Annotated in this window: 11 protein-coding genes and 1 tRNA gene; 4 read left to right on the plus strand and 8 right to left on the minus strand. The window is 65.1% G+C overall.

Annotated features, from left to right (window positions below; genetic code table 11):
- The first annotated feature begins 92 nt into the window (after positions 1–92).
- Positions 93–169 (plus strand) — tRNA-Arg (locus H8S62_RS02580).
- 138 nt (positions 170–307) lie between these two features.
- Here H8S62_RS02580 and H8S62_RS02585 read toward each other — a convergent pair.
- A complete protein-coding gene (locus tag H8S62_RS02585) occupies positions 308–2,131 on the minus strand; it encodes an ABC transporter ATP-binding protein (RefSeq protein ID WP_341481004.1) in 1,824 nt (607 codons plus the stop codon).
- A gap of 5 nt (positions 2,132–2,136) precedes the next feature.
- Complete coding sequence (locus tag H8S62_RS02590) at positions 2,137–3,864, minus strand: ABC transporter ATP-binding protein (RefSeq protein WP_186918379.1); 1,728 nt, start codon at positions 3,862–3,864, stop codon at positions 2,137–2,139.
- A 107-nt stretch (positions 3,865–3,971) separates the two neighbouring features.
- Between H8S62_RS02590 and H8S62_RS02595 the strand changes: the two genes are divergently transcribed.
- Positions 3,972–4,772, plus strand: coding sequence for a MerR family transcriptional regulator (locus tag H8S62_RS02595; protein ID WP_155146361.1), 801 nt, complete (start codon positions 3,972–3,974; stop codon positions 4,770–4,772).
- A 65-nt stretch (positions 4,773–4,837) separates the two neighbouring features.
- On the opposite strand, the gene hcp is transcribed toward H8S62_RS02595, so the two are convergent.
- Together hcp and H8S62_RS02605 are read right to left on the minus strand one after the other, a co-directional pair.
- Positions 4,838–6,466: a hydroxylamine reductase gene (gene hcp, locus H8S62_RS02600; RefSeq protein WP_186918380.1), complete on the minus strand. Its 1,629-nt coding sequence runs from the start codon at positions 6,464–6,466 to the stop codon at positions 4,838–4,840.
- Between the two features lie 178 nt (positions 6,467–6,644).
- Positions 6,645–7,313 carry a Crp/Fnr family transcriptional regulator gene (locus H8S62_RS02605; RefSeq protein ID WP_155146357.1) on the minus strand — a complete coding sequence of 223 codons (669 nt, stop codon included), beginning with the start codon at positions 7,311–7,313 and terminating at the stop codon, positions 6,645–6,647.
- A 321-nt stretch (positions 7,314–7,634) separates the two neighbouring features.
- Here H8S62_RS02605 and H8S62_RS02610 point away from each other — a divergent pair, with 321 nt between their 5' ends.
- Together H8S62_RS02610 and H8S62_RS02615 are read left to right on the plus strand one after the other, a co-directional pair.
- Positions 7,635–14,486, plus strand: a complete 6,852-nt coding sequence (locus H8S62_RS02610) for an S-layer homology domain-containing protein (protein WP_186918381.1) — start codon at positions 7,635–7,637, stop codon at positions 14,484–14,486.
- A gap of 78 nt (positions 14,487–14,564) precedes the next feature.
- Positions 14,565–15,815, plus strand: coding sequence for a YibE/F family protein (locus tag H8S62_RS02615; protein WP_186918382.1), 1,251 nt, complete (start codon positions 14,565–14,567; stop codon positions 15,813–15,815).
- A 252-nt stretch (positions 15,816–16,067) separates the two neighbouring features.
- On the opposite strand, the gene H8S62_RS02620 is transcribed toward H8S62_RS02615, so the two are convergent.
- From H8S62_RS02620 to H8S62_RS02635, 4 genes are read right to left on the minus strand one after another with little or no spacing between them, the layout of a single operon-like run.
- Entirely contained in the window at positions 16,068–17,045 is a 978-nt protein-coding gene (locus tag H8S62_RS02620; protein WP_186918383.1) for a DUF4340 domain-containing protein, read from the minus strand.
- A complete protein-coding gene (locus H8S62_RS02625) occupies positions 17,045–18,436 on the minus strand; it encodes a GldG family protein (RefSeq protein WP_186918384.1) in 1,392 nt (463 codons plus the stop codon). The genes H8S62_RS02620 and H8S62_RS02625 overlap by 1 nt, the downstream gene beginning before the upstream one ends.
- A 14-nt stretch (positions 18,437–18,450) precedes the next feature.
- Positions 18,451–19,155, minus strand: coding sequence for an ABC transporter permease (locus H8S62_RS02630; protein WP_155146347.1), 705 nt, complete (start codon positions 19,153–19,155; stop codon positions 18,451–18,453).
- Positions 19,152–20,186, minus strand: coding sequence for an ABC transporter ATP-binding protein (locus H8S62_RS02635; protein WP_186918385.1), 1,035 nt, complete (start codon positions 20,184–20,186; stop codon positions 19,152–19,154). The genes H8S62_RS02630 and H8S62_RS02635 overlap by 4 nt, the downstream gene beginning before the upstream one ends.
- Positions 20,187–20,414 lie beyond the last annotated feature (228 nt).

Genomic DNA, 20,414 nt, shown 5'->3' on the forward strand with positions numbered 1-20,414 from the left:
TTTCAATTTCGCGAAAATAACGCTTGCATTTTATTTCCGCCTGTGCTAATATAAATAAGCTGTCGACGGGGCACTGCTCCGGCAGGCGGTATGCGGCTGTAGCTCAGTTGGATAGAGTGACTGGCTACGAACCAGTAGGTCGGGGGTTCGAATCCCTTCAGCCGTACCAGCAAAAGCCCTGGAATTGTAAGATTCCAGGGCTTTTCTGTACCCTTTTGAAATCTCCGGTTAGGAGTATGCAAATTAAGGAATAGGGGCGGGCCAACGTTGGCCCGCCCCTATTCCTTCTCGTGAATGAAATGTCCCGTCACGCCGCCTCAAACTGGCTGCGGTAGAGCGAAGCGTAGAAGCCGTTTTGCTCCAGGAGCTGCGCATGGCTCCCCCGCTCCACGATGTCGCCGTCGCGCACCACGAGAATCATATCGGCGTTTTGAATGGTGGAGAGCCGGTGCGCGATGACGAAGCTGGTCTTCCCCTCCATGAGTCGGGCCATGGCCTTTTGAATCTCCATCTCCGTGCGGGTGTCCACGCTGGAGGTGGCCTCATCCAGCACCAGTATGGCGGGGTCGGTGAGCATGGCACGGGCGATGGTCAGAAGCTGCATCTGCCCCTGGGAGACGCCGGAGGCCTCGCCCGAGAGGATGGTGTCGTACCCCTGGGGCAGCGTGCGGATAAAGTGGTCGCAGCAGGCGGCCCTGGCACACGCCGCAATCTCCTCCCGGGTGGCGTCCATCTTTCCGTAGGCGATATTTTCCGCAATGGTCCCCTCGAAGAGCCAGGCGTCCTGGAGCACCATGCCGATGCGGCGGCGCAGCCCGCTCCGGGACATTGTGGTGATGTCCCGCCCGTCGATGGAGATGGAGCCGCCGCTGAGCTCGTAAAAACGCATGAGCAGGTTCACCAGAGTGGTCTTTCCGCCCCCTGTGGGACCCACGATGGCCACCATCTCGTTGGGCCGCACCTCCAGGTTCAGGTCCTTCATCAGAATGCGGTCGGGCGTATAGCCAAAACGCACGTTTTGGAAGGTGACGCGGCCCTGGGTGATATGCTCCGCCCCGCCACGCTCTTCGGGCACTTCCTCCTCCTCGTCCAGCAGGGCGAACACCCGCTCCGCCCCCGCGATGGCGGCCTGAAGGGACGTGATGACATAGGCCGCCTCGGTCACCGGCTCGGAGATCTGGTTGACGTACTGCAGAAAGGCCTGCACGGTGCCCAGGGTGACCGCTCCGCCCAGCGCCATGCCGCCGCCCAGCACGGCGGTGGCGATAAAGCCCAGCTGCCCCAGCAGGCGGATGGCGGGATAGATGGCGTAGTCGGCAAACTGGGCCTTGCGCTGCGCCCGGAACTGCCGCCGGTTGAGCTCCTCCGCGGCCTCCAGCACAGCCTGCTGCTGGTTAAAGACCTTGACCTCCCGGTTGCCCGCGTAAATCTCTTCCACCTTGCCGGTCAGCGCACCCATGGACGCCATATTCTCGGCATAGGCCTTCTGCGCCAGCGTGGAGACGAAGCCGGTGGCCGCCATGCTGACGGCCAGGGACGCCAGGACCACCAGGAGGAGCCCGGGGCTCAGTGCCAGCATGGTCACGAGGGCCAGCACTATGGTGAAGCCGGAGGAGATGAGCTGCATCAGCCCCACCTGCATGACGGAGGAGACCTTCTCCAGGTCGTTGGTGACCCGGCTCATGATGTCGCCGGTCTTATGGGTGTCGAAGTAGCGCAGGGGCAGGCGGCTCAGCTTGGCGCTGACGTCCTTGCGGAGGGAGAGGGTCAGCTCCTCGCCCACGCTGGCGATGATATACTGCTGGACGTAGCTCAGCACACAGCTCACGAGGAAGGCGGCGGCCACCAGCGCCACCGGCAGTCCCAGGGCCCCCAACGCTGCCTGAACGATACCGGACGAGCCGTCGTAGGTCCGGATTGCCGCCACCAGCCGGTCGATTCCCAAGCCCATCGCCAGCGGCATGGCGGTAAAGGCCGCGGAACTGAGCAGCGTGGCGGCGGCCACCACGGTCAGCTTCTTCTTCTGGCTGGCCATCCGGCCCAGCAGCCGCCGGACGGCTGCCTTGGTATTGCGCGGGATGTCCTCGCTCCGGACCGTCCGCTTTTTCCTGTTTTTCACATTCTCGCTCACAGGGCTTACGCCTCCTTTCGGTTCATCTGGCTCTCGGCAATGGCGCGGTATATCGGGCAGTGCTCCAGAAGCTCGCTGTGGGTACCCGCGCCGGCCAGCCGCCCCTCGTCCAGGACCAGAATCTGGTCCGCGTCCAGAATGGTGCTCACCCGCTGGGCAATGATCAGCTTGGCGGGGGCAGTCACGCTCCGGCGCAGGGCCCTGCGGAGCGCGGCGTCGGTCTTCACATCCAGGGCAGAGAAGCTGTCGTCAAACAGAAAGACGTCGGCCCGCTTGACCAGTGCCCGGGCGATGGAGAGCCGCTGCCGCTGCCCGCCGGAGAAATTGGCGCCCCCCTGGGACACCGGGGCGCCCAGTCCCTGGGGCAGCCGCCTGACGAAATCCTCCGCCTGGGCCACCCGCAGGGCCTCCCACAGCTCCCCGTCGGAGGCGTCTGGGCGGCCCATGCGCAGGTTGTCGGCAATGGTGCCGCTGAACAGAAACGCCTTCTGGGGCACGCAGCCAATTGCGCCGCGCAGCTCCGTTTGGGAGAGCTGCCGCACATCCACGCCGCCCAGGCGAATCCGGCCGTCTCCCACGTCGTGGAGCCGGAGGAGCAGATCGGCCAGGGTGCTTTTGCCTGATCCGGTGCTGCCGATGACGGCGGTGGTCTGCCCGGGATACATGGTAAAGGACAAGTCCCGGAGCACCGGCTCCTCGGCGCCCGGGTAGGAGAAGGTCACATGGTCAAACTCCACCACGGCGGCGGTGTGCACAGGCTCCGCCGGGACTGCGGCGGTATCGGCGACGGCGCTCTGCATGTCCAGCAGCTCCTGAAGGCGGTCCAGACAGGCGCGGGCCTTGGGCAGGGTGGTCATGGCGGACGCCGCCATGATGAGGTAGGCCATCGTCAGGGTGGAGTACTCCGTGACGGCGGTAATCTGCCCCACCTCCATCGTCCCGCCCAGGGTCAGCGCGCCGCCGATCCCAAGCACCACGGCTATCAGCGCCCCCATCAGCAGCCAGACGACGGGGATAAACACGGCAAAGAGCTTGTTGAGCCGGATCATATTGTCGGCGTAGCTCTCATAGGCCCCGCCCGAGCGCTCCTCCTCATAGGCCTCGTTGCCGAAGGCGCGGATAACCCGCGCGCCGGTAATGGCCTCCCGCAGCACCCGGTTGATGCGGTCCAGCCTCACCTGAATGCTCCGTGAGAGGGCGTTTGATTTTTTCAGCACCACCCCCGCCGCGATCAGCAGCACGGCCATGAAGCCCACCTGAATCAGCGCCATCACGGGACTGACCATGGCGGTCATCACGGTGGAGGCAGCCACGATGATGGGCGCGGGAACCGCCATCTGGAGCATCATGCCCAAGGTCTGCTGAAGATTTGTGATGTCCGAGGTGCTGCGGGTAATCATGGAGGAGACGCCCACGGCGCCGAACTGCTGGATGGAGAGCTCCTGGCTCTTGCGCAGGAGCTTGGAGCGCATCTCCCGGCCGAACAGGGCGCTCAGGTCGCTGGTGACCCAACTCCCCCAGGCCGCCACAGCCGAGGCCAGCACCGCGACCACCAGCATCTGAACCCCCGTGCGGAGAATGGCGTCCATGTTCCCCCGGAGAATGCCGCGGTCCACCACGTCCGCGATGAGGGCCGGGATGAGCAGCGTGCCCATCACCTGCCCCAACAGCAGAAGGGCGGCCAGGACGGCCCTGCCCCTGTGCCGGCGGAAAAACTGTTTGAAATATTTCATTGTGTCCTCCTCTGCCAATACTTGCTTTTCACTTGGCAAAGGGTATAATAAACCTTGAAGTCGCTTTAATGTCAAGAGCCGATTTGTGAATTTTTTATGAGGTGAATATGAGCCAGAAAAAGCAGCTTTCCATACTGGAGTTCTCCCGGCTGACGGGTATCAAGCGGGAAAATCTGCGATTTTATGACCGGATCGGCCTTCTCTCCCCGGAGGCGCGGGGAGAGAACGGCTACCGCTACTACACGCGCCGCCAGCTGAGCTCCGCCTACCTCATCGGCAGCCTCCGGCTGCTCGGCGTGGGACTGGAGGATATCCGGGGATACTCCAGCCGCCGCACGCCGGAGAAGATGCTGGAGCTGTTTGCCCGGCAGGAGGCGTATATCCAGGCGGAGATCGCCAAGCTGCGGGAGACCAGCGAAATTATGGAGATGTACGCCGGCATGGCCAGGGACGCGCTCTGTCACGGGGCGGACGCCTGCCTGCTTGAGGAGCGGAAGCGGGAGCGCATCTTCCTCTGCCCCCCCGCCCCCGAGGGCGCGAGTGAGGAGGAGGGCGGCATCCTCGCCTACGAATACGCCAACGAACGGGGCGTGAACCTTGGGTATCCGTCCGGCGTGCTGATTCATCATGAGACGCAAAGCACGGGTGCGCTCGCCTGGAGCTACCGCTATTACTTCAAGACGGGGAAAAAGGGCAATGCCTGGAAACCGGCCGGGCGGTATGCGGTGGCCTACGGCAGAGGCGATCCCCAGCAGTCGGAGGCTCTCTACCTGCGGCTGCTGGAATTTATCCATGCCCAGGGCCTGAAGGCCGCGGGCGGCGCCTACGGGGAGCCCCTGCTGGATGAGCTGGCGGTACAGGACGCAGGGCAGTACTGCATCCGCATAGAAATCCCAGTTGCGGACTGAAGCGGGACCCCCGGCGGGCATACCTGCCCGCCGGGGGTCCCGCTTCGTATCAAGGCGATGGGCCCTCAGCCGAAAAACAGCTCCATATCGTCCTCCACCGATCCGATTCCGGCGATCCCGAAGCTCTCCGTCAGCACCTTCGCCACATTAGGCGAGAGGAAGGCCGGGAGGGTGGGACCCAGGTGGATGTTTTTGACGCCCAGATGCAGCAGTGCCAGCAGAACGATGACCGCCTTCTGCTCATACCAGGCGATGTTGTAGACAATGGGCAGGTCGTTGATGTCGCTGAGGCCGAGGACCTCCTTGAGCTTGAGGGCGACGAGGGCCAGGGAGTAGCTGTCGTTGCACTGGCCCGCGTCCAGCACCCGGGGGATGCCGCCGATATCGCCTAGGGGGAGCTTGATATATCGGTATTTGGCGCAGCCCGCCGTCAGAATGACGGCGTCGCCGGGGAGGGCCTTGGCAAACTCCGCGTAGTAATCCCGACTCCCTGCCCGGCCGTCGCACCCGGCCATCACCACGAACTTTTTGATGGCTCCGGACCTGACGGCCTCCACCACCCTGTCCGCCAGGGCCAGCACCTGGGCGTGGGCGAAGCCGCCGGTGATGGTCCCGCTCTCCAGCCCGGTGGGCGGCGGACAGGTCTTGGCCTGGGCGATGAGGGCAGAGAAATCCTTCACGCCGCCCGTCTCATCAATATGGCCGCAGCCGGGGAAGCCCGCCGCGCCGGTGGTCCAGACCCGGCTCATATAGCTCCCCTTGGGGGGCACGAGACAGTTGGTGGTCAGCAGGACGGGACCGTTGAAGGCCTCGAACTCCTCCTTCTGCCTCCACCAGGCGCTGCCGTAGTTGCCCGCGAAGTGGGGATACTTCTTGAACGCGGGATAGTAGTGGGCGGGGAGCATCTCCGAATGGGTGTAGACGTCCACCCCCGTCCCCGCCGCCTGCTCCAGGAGCTGCTCCAGGTCGCGGAGGTCGTGGCCGGAGACCAGAATGCCGGGGTGATCCCTTACGCCCAGCTCCACGGAGGTGATCTCCGGGCTGCCGTACCGGGCGGTGTTGGCCCCGTCCAGCAGGGCCATGGCCTCCACGCCGTACTTCCCCGCCTCCAGGGTGAGGGCCACCAGGGCGTCTGCGGTGAGGGTATCGTCCAGCGTGGCGGCCAGGGCACGCTGGAGGAACGCGTCGACCGCGGCGTCCTCCACGCCCAGGACGGCGGCGTGGAGGAGGTAGGCCGCCATCCCCTTGAGGCCGTAGGTGATGAGCTCCCGGAGGCTGCGGATGTCCTCATCCTCCGTGGAGAGGACGCCCACCGCCCGGGCCTTTTCCATCCAGTGGTCCATATCGTCCCAGCGGGCAGCCTCGTGTAGCCCGCTCCGCTCCTCCAGCTCCGCGGCCAGACCATCCCGTATGCGGATGGTCTCCCGGCAGCGGCCCAGGATGGCCGCCTCGTCGAAGTTGGCGTTGGTGATGGTGACAAAGAGATTGAACCCCACCAGCCGGTCCGCCTCGCGGGGGACCCTCCCCTCCTCCGCCCGCAGGCGGACGGCCGTCTGGGCCAGCCCCTTGGTGAGCCAGACCAGCAGATCCTGGGCGGCGGCGACCCCGGGGGTCTTGCCGCAGACCCCTGACCGGGTGCAGCCGGAACACCCGGCGGTCTCCTGGCACTGGTAGCAAAACATCTGATTATCCATCTTGATCGTCCCCTTTTCCGTATTTCGGCTGTCCGGGCGCAGCCGCCCGCGCCGTGTAAGGCCTGTGTTCATCTCTGACAGCAGTATAACGGCGCCTGGGGTGCTTTGCATGTTGCATCTGCAACATATCAATATTTTTTATTAAAGCCCGCCGGAACCGGCGGGCTTTTTCGTCTCTTCAGTTATCCCGTATCAGCCGGAAGCTGTTCCGCTCATAGTCCAGAAGTCCCTCCCCCTTCATCCGGGAGAGCTCGCGGGTGAGGGCGGAGCGGTCCACACAGAGGTAGTCCGCCAGCTCCACCCGCCCCAGCTCCGACGTGAACCGGGGCGATCCGGACCGCTGCGCCTGCTGGGAGCACCAGGTCAGCACCCGCTCACGGATGCTCTTTTTTGACGTGATCTCCAGCTTTTCCATGAGCTGGACGTTCTTGGCGGCGATGAGGCCCACCATATTCTCCACCAGCCGGTGGTGGAACCGGCAGGAGCGGCTGCACGTACACAGCACCCGGCGGAAGGAGAGCAGGAGCACCCTTGTGTCCGCGCCGGCCAGAAAGGACACCACGCTCCGGTCCAGCCCGCCGCAGACGATGCTCTCCCCGAAGACCTCGCCGGGGCCGACCACCGCCAGGATGGAGCTGCCGCCCCAGACGTCCTCCTTGCGCATCTGGACGCTCCCCTCCACCACGGCGCCGATGCAGTCCAGCACATCCCCCTCCAGGACGATGAATTCGCCCTTCCGGCAGATGCGCTCCCGCGCGCCCAGGCACTCCAGCATGGCGGAGAGCTCCTCCCCGCTGATGTGCTCAAACAGCCGCGTCCCAACCAGAGCGCGGTATTGGTCTCTCATATCGCTCACCCCGCCCCCATCATACAGGAAACAGCGCTTTGCCGCAAGCACCGCATCCTGCCAACAGACTTGACGCCCAGATTACAAAAAAATTTATTAATTTTTACTATGCAATTAGACTTTTGGCCCTTGCCTTTGGTGTTTTTTATCTATAACATATAAATATACGGGAGCGAAGTAAAATTTATGCATGTGAGGAGTGAGGCCCTTGCACCGAAACACATGAGGGATCTATTTTGAGCACAAAGACTATTGGAAACGGAGGCGCGCCTCCGTTTCCGTCCGGGTACCCGGACGGAAATTTGTCGAAGAGGTGGAATTATGAAGACAATCTTCAAACGCAAAGCACTGTCTCTGCTCCTGACCTTTGCCATGGTCCTCTCCCTGCTCCCCGCCGCATCCTTCGCCGCAGAGGAGGCCGCGGACCCCGACGCCGTGACCCAGTCCGAGGCCGAGGCCGCTGTTCTCCAGGCGCAGGAGACCGCCGCGCTCTATTCAGCCGAGGGCGCCGTGCCTCTGGCCGAGTGGAATTTTACCACGATGACCCTGCCCCCGCTCCCCCCCACCACCCCGCCCTGGGAGACCACGCTGTACGCCACAGGCGGCGCGGACTCCTATGCCACCCTGACCACCAACGCCACCAACGGCTGGGGCTCCAGCCCGTCCAACTTCCTGGCCGCCAACGGCTTTGACGGCGAGCCGGGCGAGAAGTACTGGCAGGTGGATGTGCCCATCGGCATGTCCTATGAGGATATGACGGTCAACGTCTACTTCCGCACCTCCGGCTCCATCACCAACCGCTGGTACGTGCAGTACCGCACCTACGGCTCAGATGAGTTTGTGGACATAGAGGACGGCGGCTTCACCGTCACCAAGAGCGGCGGCGGCGCCGGCCCGGTAGACTGGGACAGCGGCCTTGAGCTGTGCCCGCTGCCGGACAACACGGTGGCGATCCGCTTTGTACGCGGTGAGGAATCCAACCCCACCAAGCCCACGGCCTCCGGCGGCAACGCATATATCAACAACATTATCGTGATGGGCGTTCCCACCCAGAAGCTGCCCCAGCTGGCCATGCCCACCGCCGAACCCGCACCCGGCCGGGTATTGGACAAGACTGAGCTGACCCTGGCCAGCGTCAATGACGACGTGGTCATCCGGTACAGCACCGCCTCCGCCGACCCAAAGACCGGGGACTGGGAGGAATATGACCCCGCCCGCCCCCTGACCATTGACAGCGATACCCATACCTTCTACGCCTACGTCACCGACCCCGCCCACAGGCAGGACGACAGCGAGGTCCGCACGTTCTCCTACGAGATTCTTGAGGTGGAGGACATCTCCGCAATCCGCGCCCACAAAACCGGCACGCCGGTTATGCTCCAGGGCACGGTCAGCCACGCCTACCCCCTGGGCGATGATTCGCTGGGCTGCTATGTCCAGGACGCCACCGGCGGCATTCTGGTCGTCGGGGAGCTGCCCGTGCTGGCAGCGGGCGATACCTTCACCGCCGCCGGTATTCTGACCGAGGCCGGCGGCCGCCTGGTTCTCACCGACCTGATGACAGCCGAGAAAGGCGCCGCCGGGGAAGCGCCCGCAGGTACGGCGATGAGCGCCGGGGACCTCAGCAGCGCCGAGAAAGCCGGCGCCGCCGCCGGCACCCTGGTGTCCGTCGCGGACCTGAATGTGGACGCCGTCTCCACCGATGAAGACGGCCTGGTAACGGTAAAGCTCAGCGGCGCGGACGGCGGGAAGGTCACCGCTCTGCTGGACGGCTCCCGGGGCGCCGCGGAAGACTTCTCCGTGATTCTCAACGACACCGTGACCGCCACCGGCATCGTGGACGCCTCCGGCTCCGGCTGGTGCCTGCGTCTGCTCTCTCCCGCCGGACTGGCAAAAACCGCCGACGCCACCGTGGTGGCCAAGCCCATTGCCGACCGTCCCACGGACCGCCGCCTGGGCGCGGGCGAGAAGGTCCGTTTCTCCTGTCCCACCCCCGGCGCTGCCTATGAGTCCACCGCCGACCTTGTCGCAGGCAGCTGGGCGGCGGTCCCTGCGGATGGTCTGGTCTTCCCCGGCGAGCCCGGCGATACGGTCACCCTCCATGTGCGGGCCGTCAAGGAGGGTATGACTTCCAGCGAGCCCATCACCCTGACCTACCTGCTCAAGCCCTCCGTGGCGGACCAGGACCCCATTCCCGATTCCGCCTTTACCGACGGTATCCTCACCATCCCGCAGCTTCTGGAGACGGAGCGCAAGGGACAGACCGTCACGGTGCTGGGCCAGCTCACCTACCGCTACAGCACCAACTCCGGCGTGTTCCAGGACGTCATCAACGGGGAGACCGTCTCCTTAATTGCATCCGGCTCCGATATCGCCAAAGCAGGCATCGGCGACGTGCTCAAGCTGACCTTTACGCTCAACACCTGGAACATGTCCCTGTCCAAGACGGAAAAAGTCTCCCATGCCACGCCGCTTGAGCCGCAGGAATTCGATTCCTTTGCCGATCTCCTTAAGGTGAAGGAGGAGCTTCCCGGCGCGGTGGTGCTCCTTAAAAACGTCACGCTTCCCGACTATAACAGCGGCAGCATCACCGTCAAAGACAGCCAGGGCAAATCCCTGACCATCTCCAAGCCCGCCGCCTTCCCCGTGGGCATCGGCAAGGGCGACGTGGCGGATCTCGTGTGCGCCATGCCCTCTTCGGTGAACGACAGCGCGCCGAAGCTGAGCCTCGGCAGCGAAAAGCAGAACGCCGCGCCCACCATCAAGCTGGTCGGCGGCGACACCCGGGGGCCCAACATCACGCTGCTGAGCAGCCTGGACGGCATCAAGAAGGGCGAGTCCTTTGACATCTCGGTCCAGGTGGAGGACTACACCGGCGTGAAGTCGGTCTCCCTGGTCTATACCGTCAACGGCAAGGACTCCGAGTCCATCCCCCTGACCGCCGAGAAGGATAAGTCCGTCTATCAATACACCATTCCCAGCACGGCCCTGAATGAGGGCGGTTCCTTCTTCTTTACCATTACCGCTGTGGATACACAGGAGCCCACGGGCTATCAAAACGTATATAAATCCAAGGTCATCACCATCGCGGACGAGCCCCTCATCCTGACCGTCTCCCCCAAGGACGGCGAGGCCACCCTGAGCGAGCTTCGCCCCACCATCTCCGTCACCTTTGAAAACGCCGGGGAGACTCCCGCCGTCAAGCTCACCCTGACGCCCGAGGGCGGCTCCGCCGTCCTGACCGGCCAGGAGATGACCGTAGACGGAGCCTCCGCCTCCTTCCGTCCGGCGGAGAACCTGGCTGAGGGCAAGTACAACGCCACCGTCACTGTGGAGCGCGGGGACAAGAAGCAGGCCCTGAAGACCTGGTCCTTCAGCGTGGGCGAGCCCACCATCCAGCCCTACTTCGGCCAGCTCCACTCCCACACCGGCGAGTACTCCGACGGCGCGGGCTTCCTCTCCGACGCTCTGGACTATGTGGCGGCCATCCCCGAGGCGGACAACGTGCAGTTTGTGGCCTTTACCGACCACTCCAACTACTTCGACAACGCCGAGGCCTACAACCCCGCCGCCGCCCTGGGCGACGCCTCCCAGATGACCGCCGAGAGCAAAAAGACCTGGGACGCCTACCGCAAGGCCATGACGACTTTCAACAACAAGGACAACGGCCGCCTCGCCATCGCCGGGTTCGAGATGACCTGGGCGGGCGGGCCCGGCCACATGAACACCTTCAACTCCGACGGTCTCGTCAGCCGCAACAACCCTGAACTCAACAGCAAGGCCAACAAGACCAAGGACGAGGGCATGCAGCTCTACTACGCGGAGCTCTCCAAGCCCGAGAACGCCCAGACCGTCTCCCAGTTCAACCACCCCGGCATCATGTTCGGCGCGTTCACCGACTTCGCCCACTGGGACCCTGCCATCGACTCCCGGGTGACCATGGTCGAAGTGGGCAACGGCGAGGGCCAGATCCACCAGGGCGGCTACTACCCCTCCTACGAGTACTATGTGATGGCCCTGGACAAGGGCTGGCACGTGGCCCCCACCAACAACCAGGACAACCACAAGGGCGCCTGGGGCAACGCCAACGACGCCCGCACCGTCATCTACACCGATAACTTCAGCGTGGACGGACTGCTGGACGGTATGCGCGACATGAGCATGTACGCCACCGAGGACAAGAACCTTGAGATCTCCTATTACCTCAACGGGAGTATGATGGGCTCCATCCTGGAGACCCCCGACGAGCTCCACTTTACCGGCGCCGTCCAGGACCCCGACCCCGGCGAGACCGTGGGCACCGTGCAGATTGTCGCCAACGGCGGCCGTGTGGTCTACGAGACCGTATGCGACGAATCCACCTTCCTGCTGGACGTAACGCTGGAGCCCCAGTACAACTACTACTTCCTCAAGGTCATCCAGCCCGACAAGGACGTGGCCGTAACCGCCCCGGTATGGGTGGGCGAGTCCACCAAGGCGGGCATCACCTCCTTCTCCACCGACGCGCCCCTGATCATCGAGGGCGAGTCCATCGACCTTACGGCCGAGCTCTACAACTACGACGCCCAGGCGCTGGTGCTGGACTCCATCGAGTACTCTCTCACGGTCGGCGCCTCCACCACCTCCCTCTCCGTCGACACCGACCCCGGCAGCATTCTCTCCCAGGCCACCATGACCGATACCTTTACCTATACGCCCGCCCAGCCCGGCCTGCAGACCATCACTCTGACGGTCAACGGCTCCATCGGGAACACCCCCTGCACCTTCACCTCCAGCATGGAGCTGGAAGTCATCGCCGCAGCGGAGCTGACCTCTGTGGCAATCGACACCGGCCACGGCAACGCCGTCGTCACCGACGGGAGCGAGACTGAGCTTCCGCTGCTGGCGGGGCTGAACAATATCCGCCTGGACAGCCTGGGCGCGGGCGAGCTGACCTATGAAAATCTCTCCCAGCACGCGCTGGTGCTGCTGAGCATGCCCGCCGACGGTTCCGCCCCCGCCTATACCGACGCCGAGCTGGACGCCCTGCGCAGGTACGCCGCCGACGGCGGCAGCTTCCTGGTTGCCGCCGCCGCCGACCGCACCGCCGGCAGCGCGGCCTCCGCCGAGGCCAACAGGGTGCTGGAGGCCATCGGGGCCACCGCCCGCATCGGCGAGGCCACCGTGGTGGACGAGGTGCGCAACACCGGCCTTCTGTACCGGGTGCCCCTCACCGGCAACTCCTGCTTCAATTATGACGCTGCCGCCGCGGACTCCCTGGCGGGCGCCATTCTCTCCGGTGTCAACACCGCGGCAAACAACACCTTCAACCTCTATAGCGGCGCGCCGGTCCTCCCCGGCTCGGCCACCGTTCTGGTCCGGGGCTTCAAGCCCAGCACCAAGTCCGTAAAGGCGGATGGCCTCGCCGGCGACACCGCCCTCAAGCCGGGCACCCCGGCGGTCACAGCCCCCGGCTCCACCGTTCTGATGGCCGCGGAGTCCCTCGCCGGCGGCGGCTTTGTGGTGACGTCGGGCTCCCCCTTCTTCGCAACCAAGGAGATGTATACCGACATCGACAAGCCCGAGGACAAGCAGAACGCCAACTACTGGATCATGCAGAACATCCTGGGCATGGTGCAGGGCGAGGTGCAGATTACCTCCATCGCCGACGTGCACAAGGCCCCTGAGGGCCGCCGCTTCACCGTGGAGGGCGTCGCCACCACCAACGCCTCCGGCTTCGACAAGGACACCGCCTTCTTCGACTGCATCTACCTCCAGGACGAGACCGGCGGCATCAACCTCTTCCCCGTCTCCGACGTCATCCAGGCGGGCCAGCGCCTCCGCGTCACCGGCTATACCAGCTCCTACCAGGGCGAGCGCCAGCTGGCGGTCCGGTCCCTGGAGGTGGTGGACGCCGAGGCCCGCCCCGTGGCGCCCAAGAGCATCTCCACCATGAATGCCGCCCTGGGCACCTACCTGGGCACGCTGGTGAAGGTGGAGGGCGTGGTGGTCAGCTACACCCTGGTCAACAACCTGGTGGAGACCATCATCGTCCGCGACGGCTCCGGGTATGACTGCCGCATCTTCATCGACGGCTACATCACTAAGGATATTGCCATTGAAAACCTGGCCGAGGGCCATGAGATCGCCGTCGTGGGCCTCTCCTCCTACGACAACTCCTTCGACGGCGACGCCAGCCGCATCCGCGTCCCCGACCGAAGCGGCATCGTCTGCGGCACAGAGACCGTGCCCATTCCGCCCGTCTACACGCCTTCCACCGGCGGCAGTACCGGCGGCGGCGCCATCTCCGCCGGCGCCGTAAAGGAGGGGGCGGACAAGGTTACGGTCGCCATCCCCTCCGCCGGCGCTGTGCTGAGCCAGGCCGCCGAGGATAAGCTCATCTCCCTCAACGCGGAGAAGCCCGTGGTGCTGGAGGGCGCCGGCCTTTCCGTCACCATCCCCGCCGGGACCCTCTCCAGCGGCGCGGACGTGAACGCCATGCTGGTCAACCCCAAGGACGGCGGCAACGCCATCCGTGTCACCCACGCGGACGGCACCGCCTCCATCCTGCCCTTCGCCCTGGTGGGCGGCGGCAGGGCGGCCTACATCGCCGACCGGGCCGGGGTCTACTCCGTGGTCGACAATACCAAATCCTTCCCCGACGTTGACGGCAGCCACTGGGCCGCGGACGCCATCGGCTTCGTCGCCTCCCACGAGATCTTCAACGGCATGGGCGACGGCTCCTTCAGCCCCGCCCAGACCATGACCCGCTCCATGGTCGTCACCGCCCTGTACCGCATGGCCAACGGCTCCGCCGCCGCCGGGACCTCCTTCGCGGACGTGCCTGCCGGCGCCTGGTACGCGGACGCCGTGTCCTGGGCCGCGGCCAGCCGGATTGTGGAGGGCGACGGCCGCAGCTTCAACCCCGACGCTCCCGTCACCCGCGAGCAGCTTTGCACCATCCTGGCGCGGTATATGGATTACGCCGGGTTCACGCTGTCCAAGACGGCCTCCTCCGACGGTTTTGCCGACATGGCGGGCGTCAGCCCCTGGGCTGCGGACGCGGTCAGGACCGCATTGGAGACCGGCCTTCTCACCGGCAAGCCCGGCCAGAGCATCGACCCCCAGGGTCAGGCCAGCCGCGCGGAGATTGCCGTCATCCTCCAGCGCTTTGTCGAGAGCGTCCTCAAATAAGCGTTCTTCCTTCTTCCTCCGGGGCCGTCCGTCTTCCTGGGACGGGCGGCCCCAATCTGTCTAAAGGTGGCATAGAACATGAGCCGGAAAGCAAACCGCAAAAAAAAGCCAGCCGCAGAAAATAAGACCTCCAGCCCCGCCTCCCTGTTGGGCGCGATTCGGGCCGGGGCCGCGCCGGGACGCATCCTGCGCCTGGGCGTCACCCTGGCGCTGCTGGCGGCCCTGGCCGCCGCAGCCGTGCTGCTCGCCCGGCCCATGCCCGGAGACGTTCCCACCGCCGCCAGCAGACGGGTCTTCGTCCCGGCCAGGGTCACGGCCGTCCTCAGCGACAACGCCGGGGCCGACGACTGGTCCGAGGGGCGCAGGATGGGCAGCCAGGTTCTGGAGGTGGAGCTGCTGGGCGGAGAACACACAGGCACACGCCTCACCGGGACCAACTACATGAGCGCCTACATCAATATCGACGCCAGGGAGGGGACCCGCGTCATTCTCCGGCTGGACTACGAGGAGGACGGCACGCCCTATATCGTCTCCTTCGTCAATTATGACCGGGGCCTGGTGCTGGGCGGCCTGGTGCTGATATTTGCGGCGCTGCTTATCATCATCGGCGGCAAAAAGGGCCTGATGGCGCTGCTGGGCCTGATTTTCACGCTGGTATGCCTGTGGTTCCTGCTCATTCCCCTCATCATGCGGGGCGTGCCGCCCATACCGGCGGCCATCGCCATCGCGGCCCTTACCGCCACGGTCTCCCTACTGCTCCTCACCGGCTTTACCCGCAAGACCCTCTGCGCGGCCCTGGGCTGTGTGGGCGGCGTGGCCGCGGCGGGACTCTTTGCGGCGGTCACCGGGACGCTCACCCCGCTGGGCGGCTTCAATATGTCCGAGGCGGAGGAGCTTGTCATCCGCGCCGCCGACCACGGCATGACCATCAGCGGCCTGCTGGTGGCCGGTATCCTCATCTCCTCCCTCGGCGCGGTGATGGACGTGGCCATGTCCATCGCCTCCTCCTGTAATGAGCTCTATGAGCTCAACCCCAAGCTTACCGCCGGGCAGCTCTTCCGCTCCGGCATGAACATCGGCCGGGACGCGATGGGCACCATGGCCAATACTCTGATTCTGGCGTTCGCAGGTTCGGCGCTGAATATGCTGATACTCTTCCGCGCCTACGACTACCCCCTCCTCCAGGTCCTCAACAGCGATCTGATGGCGATTGAAATTCTCCAGGGCGTGGCCGGCTCCATCGGCATCATCCTCACCGTGCCCCTGGTGGCCGCGCTCAGCGCCAATATTCTGAAGTTTTCGGGGGCGCGGACCCGCAGCAAAGCCTGATTCACATTGCAGTAATTCAGACAAAACCGCCACGCAGCCTGCTGTGAAAGAAGTCCCAAGGGGCTTTTTTCACAAGCTGAGACAAAACCGCCGCCCGGACATGTCCGGGCGGCGGTTTTGTCTGCGTGGTGAGCGAGGTCCTCCGCTCCGCGTACCGGATCTCCTCAACGTTCCGGCAGCGCTTTCTGCGCCCGCCTGCAAACGAATTATCTTCCGGCGGGCCCGTGGGTTTTCGTCACAGCGGGCCCCGTGTCACGGCTGCGCCGTCTCCTGCGCTGCCCCGGCCTCCGCCAGTCCCAGCAGGGCCTGGGCCGCCGAGGCCCGCAGGATATTGAGCTGCTCTGAGCCCTTTATCTGGGCGTAGTAGTTCCCCGCCCCGTCCGTGCCGCCCAGAAGCAGCGTATACTGCTCCTCGCTCCCGCCCTGGAGGTAGGTCACCGTCACCCGGGCAGGGCGTTCCAGTCCGCAGTCGGTCCGCAGCGCTAAGTCCGGTCTCCACGCATGGCAGGATGTGAACGAGAGGCCGGGCAGGGCGCTCAGCGCGGCGGCAAGCGCCTCGTCGTCCTCCGGCAGGGCCTCCCCGTCCAGGCTCCAGGCGCAGGCGTCCGCCGCGGCATCGTCCCCGGCGACGGTCTCCTTGGTAAAGGTGCGGGTCTCGCCGTCCAGACTGAGGGTAATCGACACGGCATTGGCCTCGGTGACCACGGGGAACTCCTCCAGCGCAATCATCTCCATCAGCCCCATGTCCGTCCCGTCCATCAGGGCGGAGGAGATGGTGTAGACCGTATCGCCGTCCTCCAGCTTGGCGTAGTAGCCGTCGTTGACGGCGCTCCCCACCAGCAGAACCCCCGTAGTCCCGTCGGACAGCTCCGAGGCGACGCGCAGCACGGGCGCGTCCAGCCCGTAGGAGGCGTCCTCCTCCGGGTCCCGGATGACCTTGACGGCCTTGAGTGCGGAGAGCGTCTCCTCCAAATCGGTGAGACAGCTCTGCTCCAGGGGGAAATCCGGCTCGTCCGCGCTGTACCAGAGGCCGTCGCCGCCCTTGGCGAAGGAGAGGGCCGTCCCCTCCCGCTCGAAGGCCAGCCCCGATAGGTCCGTCCACTCAAGGACGCAGACGGCGTCGTCAGTCTCCGCCCGGGTTTCGTTCCACCACCGGACGCCCAGGTAGGCCGCGCCGCAGATTGCCAGCACCACGGCCAGGACGCAGAGCTGTCTGTTCGCACGCTTCATTAAAGCCGCCTCCTTCTCAGCCAGTACACCAGCCCGACAGCCAGAGTGAGAATGGGAATGACGGCCACGAAGGGCAGGCTCCACAGCCCCACGTTGGCGATGGTGTTATAGCTGGTCTCCAGACTCTTGGCCGGAATGGAGACGGCGGAGATATCGTCAAAGCCCGCCGTCAGGGCGTTCATGAAGATGTCCAGGTTCACCCCGTTGGACATGACGGCCAGGACGCTCTCGTCGACGAGGGACGCGGAGGAGACCACCGTGAGCCGCCCGGCGCCGTTCCCCCCGTCGTCGGTCTTCTCGCTCACCGCGCCCAGGACGTAGGTCCCCTGGGTCTGGGTGCCGTCGGCGGTGACCGCCACGCCGCCCTCAGACGTGGTGAGGAAGCCGGTCACGCTCACATTCTCGGGGAGCTCCTCCAGCGTATTCATGCCCCGTACATTGACCAGCAGGGACAGGTCCCCGCTGGCGAACCCGGAGGTGATGGGGCTGGAGCCGGAGAGAACGGGGGCGATGTCATAGTAGCTCCCCAGCTGCTGATAGAACCGCTGGGTGTCTGCCACGTAGCCGTCCTCCAGCTCCAGGCCGTACTCGGCCAGCAGGCGCTCCCAGTTGGGCAGCTTCTCCTCGGTCTGGGCCAGGAGGAAGAATACCTGTCCGCCGCCGTCCAGATAGGCGCGGACCATCTCCAGTTCCGCGTCGGTCAGGTCCTTTTCCGCCCCGCAGCTGATGAGGAGCGCGCAGTCCTCGGGGACCGCCCCCGCCAGGGGGAGGCTCACGGAGCCGAGGGTGAGATTGGCCTTCTCAATGGCGCTCTTCACCGTATCGCCCAGCTCGGTCTCGCCGTGGCTCTCCAGAGTGTAGATGACCTTGCCGGTATCCCCGGTGACATAGTCCAGGGCGGAGGTGAGCTGGCCCTCCGCGTCGAACTCGGTCTCGTACTTCTGGCCGTACATGTAGTAGTACATCTGATCGTAGGAAATGACGCTGTCCAGGGTGATGGTCCGGCTCTTGCCGGTGCCGCCGCAGCGGACGATGATGCTCCCCGCGCTGGCGCCGTACTCCTCCGCGGCGGAGGGGTGGGCCACCGGGTCCACCTGCGTGAGGGTCACGCGGTCAGAGAGGGCCGCGTAGTTGTCCAGAAATTTGGAGACCCGCCGGTCCACGGCGGAAGGCTCCGCCAGCACGACGATCTCCACGTCCTCATCCAGCCCCGCCAGGAACTCCTTTGAGGCGTCCGAGACGGTATAGAGCTGATTGCCGGACAGGTCGAACTCCTTCATATGGGTGGGCAGCTCCCCCACAATGAGGTTCACCATCACCACGATGGCGATGACCACGGCGGTGGTGGCGGCCAGCCAGCCGCCCTGTCTGAGCCTGGGATGCCGCTTCATCTCCGCCACCCCCTTCACGCCCAGCGGCGCTTGTGCAGCGCCTGTACGGTCAGGAATACGAACAGTCCCGCCAGGGAGACGTAGAGCACCAAGCCGCCCAGGTCGAAGACATTGTAGCCGGCAAAATTGTTCAGCACGGAGCCGAAGGAGAATTGACCCAGGACATTCGCCAGGGCGTCGGGCAGGAAGGACATGAGCGCGTCCCACAGGTAGAGCACCAGCAGCGCCGCGAACGTACCCACGGCGGCGATGATCTGGCTCTCCGTAAGGGCCGAGATGAAGAGCCCCACCGCCACGAAGACGCACCCCATGAGGAAGAAGGCCAGGATGGTGGCGTAGTCCGAGGCCAGGCAGGCCTCGCCGTTGGCGGCGATAATCAGGGGGCAGAGGCAGGAGAGCGCCAGGGGGACGGCCAGCACCGTCACCATCGCCAGATACTTGCCCAGCACCACCGCCGTAAGGGACACCGGCGCGGTGAGCAGGAGCTGGTCGGTGCGGCTGCGCCGCTCCTCCGCCATGGATTTCATGGTGAGCACCGGGATCGCCACCAGAAAGACCACCATCACGTTGGTCAGGGTGAGGGAGAAGCGGGGATCGCCGTAGAAGAGGTTGTTGGCCATGAAGTAGATGCCGATGAAAAACACCACCACGGCGATGAACACATAGCCGATCATGCTGCTGAAATAGGAGCGCAGCTCCCGCCTGTAGACTGCCGTCATGCCTCTTCCTCCTCTCCGTCCGCGGCATCCTCCGCCGCCGGAATTTCCCCGTCCCCGCCGGGGCCGCCGCCGGACGTGCCGTTCTCAGTCACGGCCTCCTCGTCGTCGGTGAGCTTGAGGAAGATCTCCTCCAGCGTCAGGCCGCCGGAGCGCAGGCCCAGCAGAGGCCGCTCCGCCGCCGCGCAGGCGCGGAAGACCGCCTCCCGCAAATCCTCCCCCGCCCGGGGCTCCACCCGGAACCCGGCTGTGCCCGGCTCCGCGCCGGGCACACTCTCCACGCTCCGCACGCCGGGGAGCGCCGACAGGAGGGCGCGGCCGGCGGCCTCCTCCCCCTTTACCACCACGTCCAGCGCCTGGGACCCCGCCAGCCTGCGCTCCAGCTCGGCGGGCGCGCCGGAGGCCACCATCCGCCCCCGGTGGATGATCAGAATCTGGCCGCACACGGCCTGGACCTCCGCCAGAATGTGGGAGCTGAGAATGACGGTGTGCTCCGCGGCAAGCGCCCGGATGAGAGCGCGAATTTCAATAATCTGCTTGGGGTCCAGCCCCACGGTGGGCTCGTCCAGAATGATAATCTCCGGGTCTCCCAGCAGGGCCTGGGCAATCCCCACCCGCTGGCGGTAGCCCTTGGAGAGGTTGCGGATGAGCCGTCTGCGCACCTCTCCAAGACGGGTGCGCTCCACCGCCCGGTCCACCTGCCGGGCCCGGTCGGCCCGGGGCACCTTTTTCAGCGCGGCGGCGAACTCCAGGTACTCGTCCACCGTCATCTCCGTGTAGAGGGGCGGCTGCTCGGGCAGATAGCCGATGCGGCGCTTGGCCTCCTCCGGCTCGTCCGCCACGCTGTGGCCGTCCACCAGCACCTCTCCCGCCGTAGGTCCCAGATACCCGGTCATCATGTTCATGGTAGTGGACTTGCCCGCGCCGTTGGGGCCCAGGAACCCGTACACCTGACCGCTCTCCACGGTAAAGCTCAGGCCGTCCACCGCAAGGCGTCCCCCGTACCGCTTCACCAGCTCGCGTACTTCAATCAATGCCGCAGCCTCCTTGCCTTAATAGTACGCAATAGAGAATAGCAGGGGAACCTGAAATCAGGCTGAAATAGTTGTGAACAAATCGGAAACTTTGCTGTGCGCCGTTTACCGCGCCGCCGGCGCGGGCCGAACCCTTTCAGGCGCGGCGGACGCCGCCGCGCCTCCCCGGCTTGCCGCAATAATAAGGCCGCCCAATCATGGACAGGCTCCCCCGTCTATGTTAAGATA

Origin of the sequence: Lawsonibacter faecis (genome assembly GCF_014287675.1) — a bacterium.
In the GTDB taxonomy this organism is placed as follows: Bacteria; Bacillota; Clostridia; order Oscillospirales; family Oscillospiraceae; genus Pseudoflavonifractor; species Pseudoflavonifractor faecis.

Coding starts and splice junctions, on each gene's coding strand:
- hcp (WP_186918380.1), bottom strand. CDS start 6,466: ATGGATAATCAGATGTTTTGCTACCAGTGCCAGGAGACCGCCGGGTGT.
- H8S62_RS02620 (WP_186918383.1), bottom strand. CDS start 17,045: ATGAAGCGTGCGAACAGACAGCTCTGCGTCCTGGCCGTGGTGCTGGCA.
- H8S62_RS02625 (WP_186918384.1), bottom strand. CDS start 18,436: ATGAAGCGGCATCCCAGGCTCAGACAGGGCGGCTGGCTGGCCGCCACC.
- H8S62_RS02610 (WP_186918381.1), top strand. CDS start 7,635: ATGAAGACAATCTTCAAACGCAAAGCACTGTCTCTGCTCCTGACCTTT.
- H8S62_RS02630 (WP_155146347.1), bottom strand. CDS start 19,155: ATGACGGCAGTCTACAGGCGGGAGCTGCGCTCCTATTTCAGCAGCATG.
- H8S62_RS02605 (WP_155146357.1), bottom strand. CDS start 7,313: ATGAGAGACCAATACCGCGCTCTGGTTGGGACGCGGCTGTTTGAGCAC.
- H8S62_RS02595 (WP_155146361.1), top strand. CDS start 3,972: ATGAGCCAGAAAAAGCAGCTTTCCATACTGGAGTTCTCCCGGCTGACG.
- H8S62_RS02615 (WP_186918382.1), top strand. CDS start 14,565: ATGAGCCGGAAAGCAAACCGCAAAAAAAAGCCAGCCGCAGAAAATAAG.
- H8S62_RS02590 (WP_186918379.1), bottom strand. CDS start 3,864: ATGAAATATTTCAAACAGTTTTTCCGCCGGCACAGGGGCAGGGCCGTC.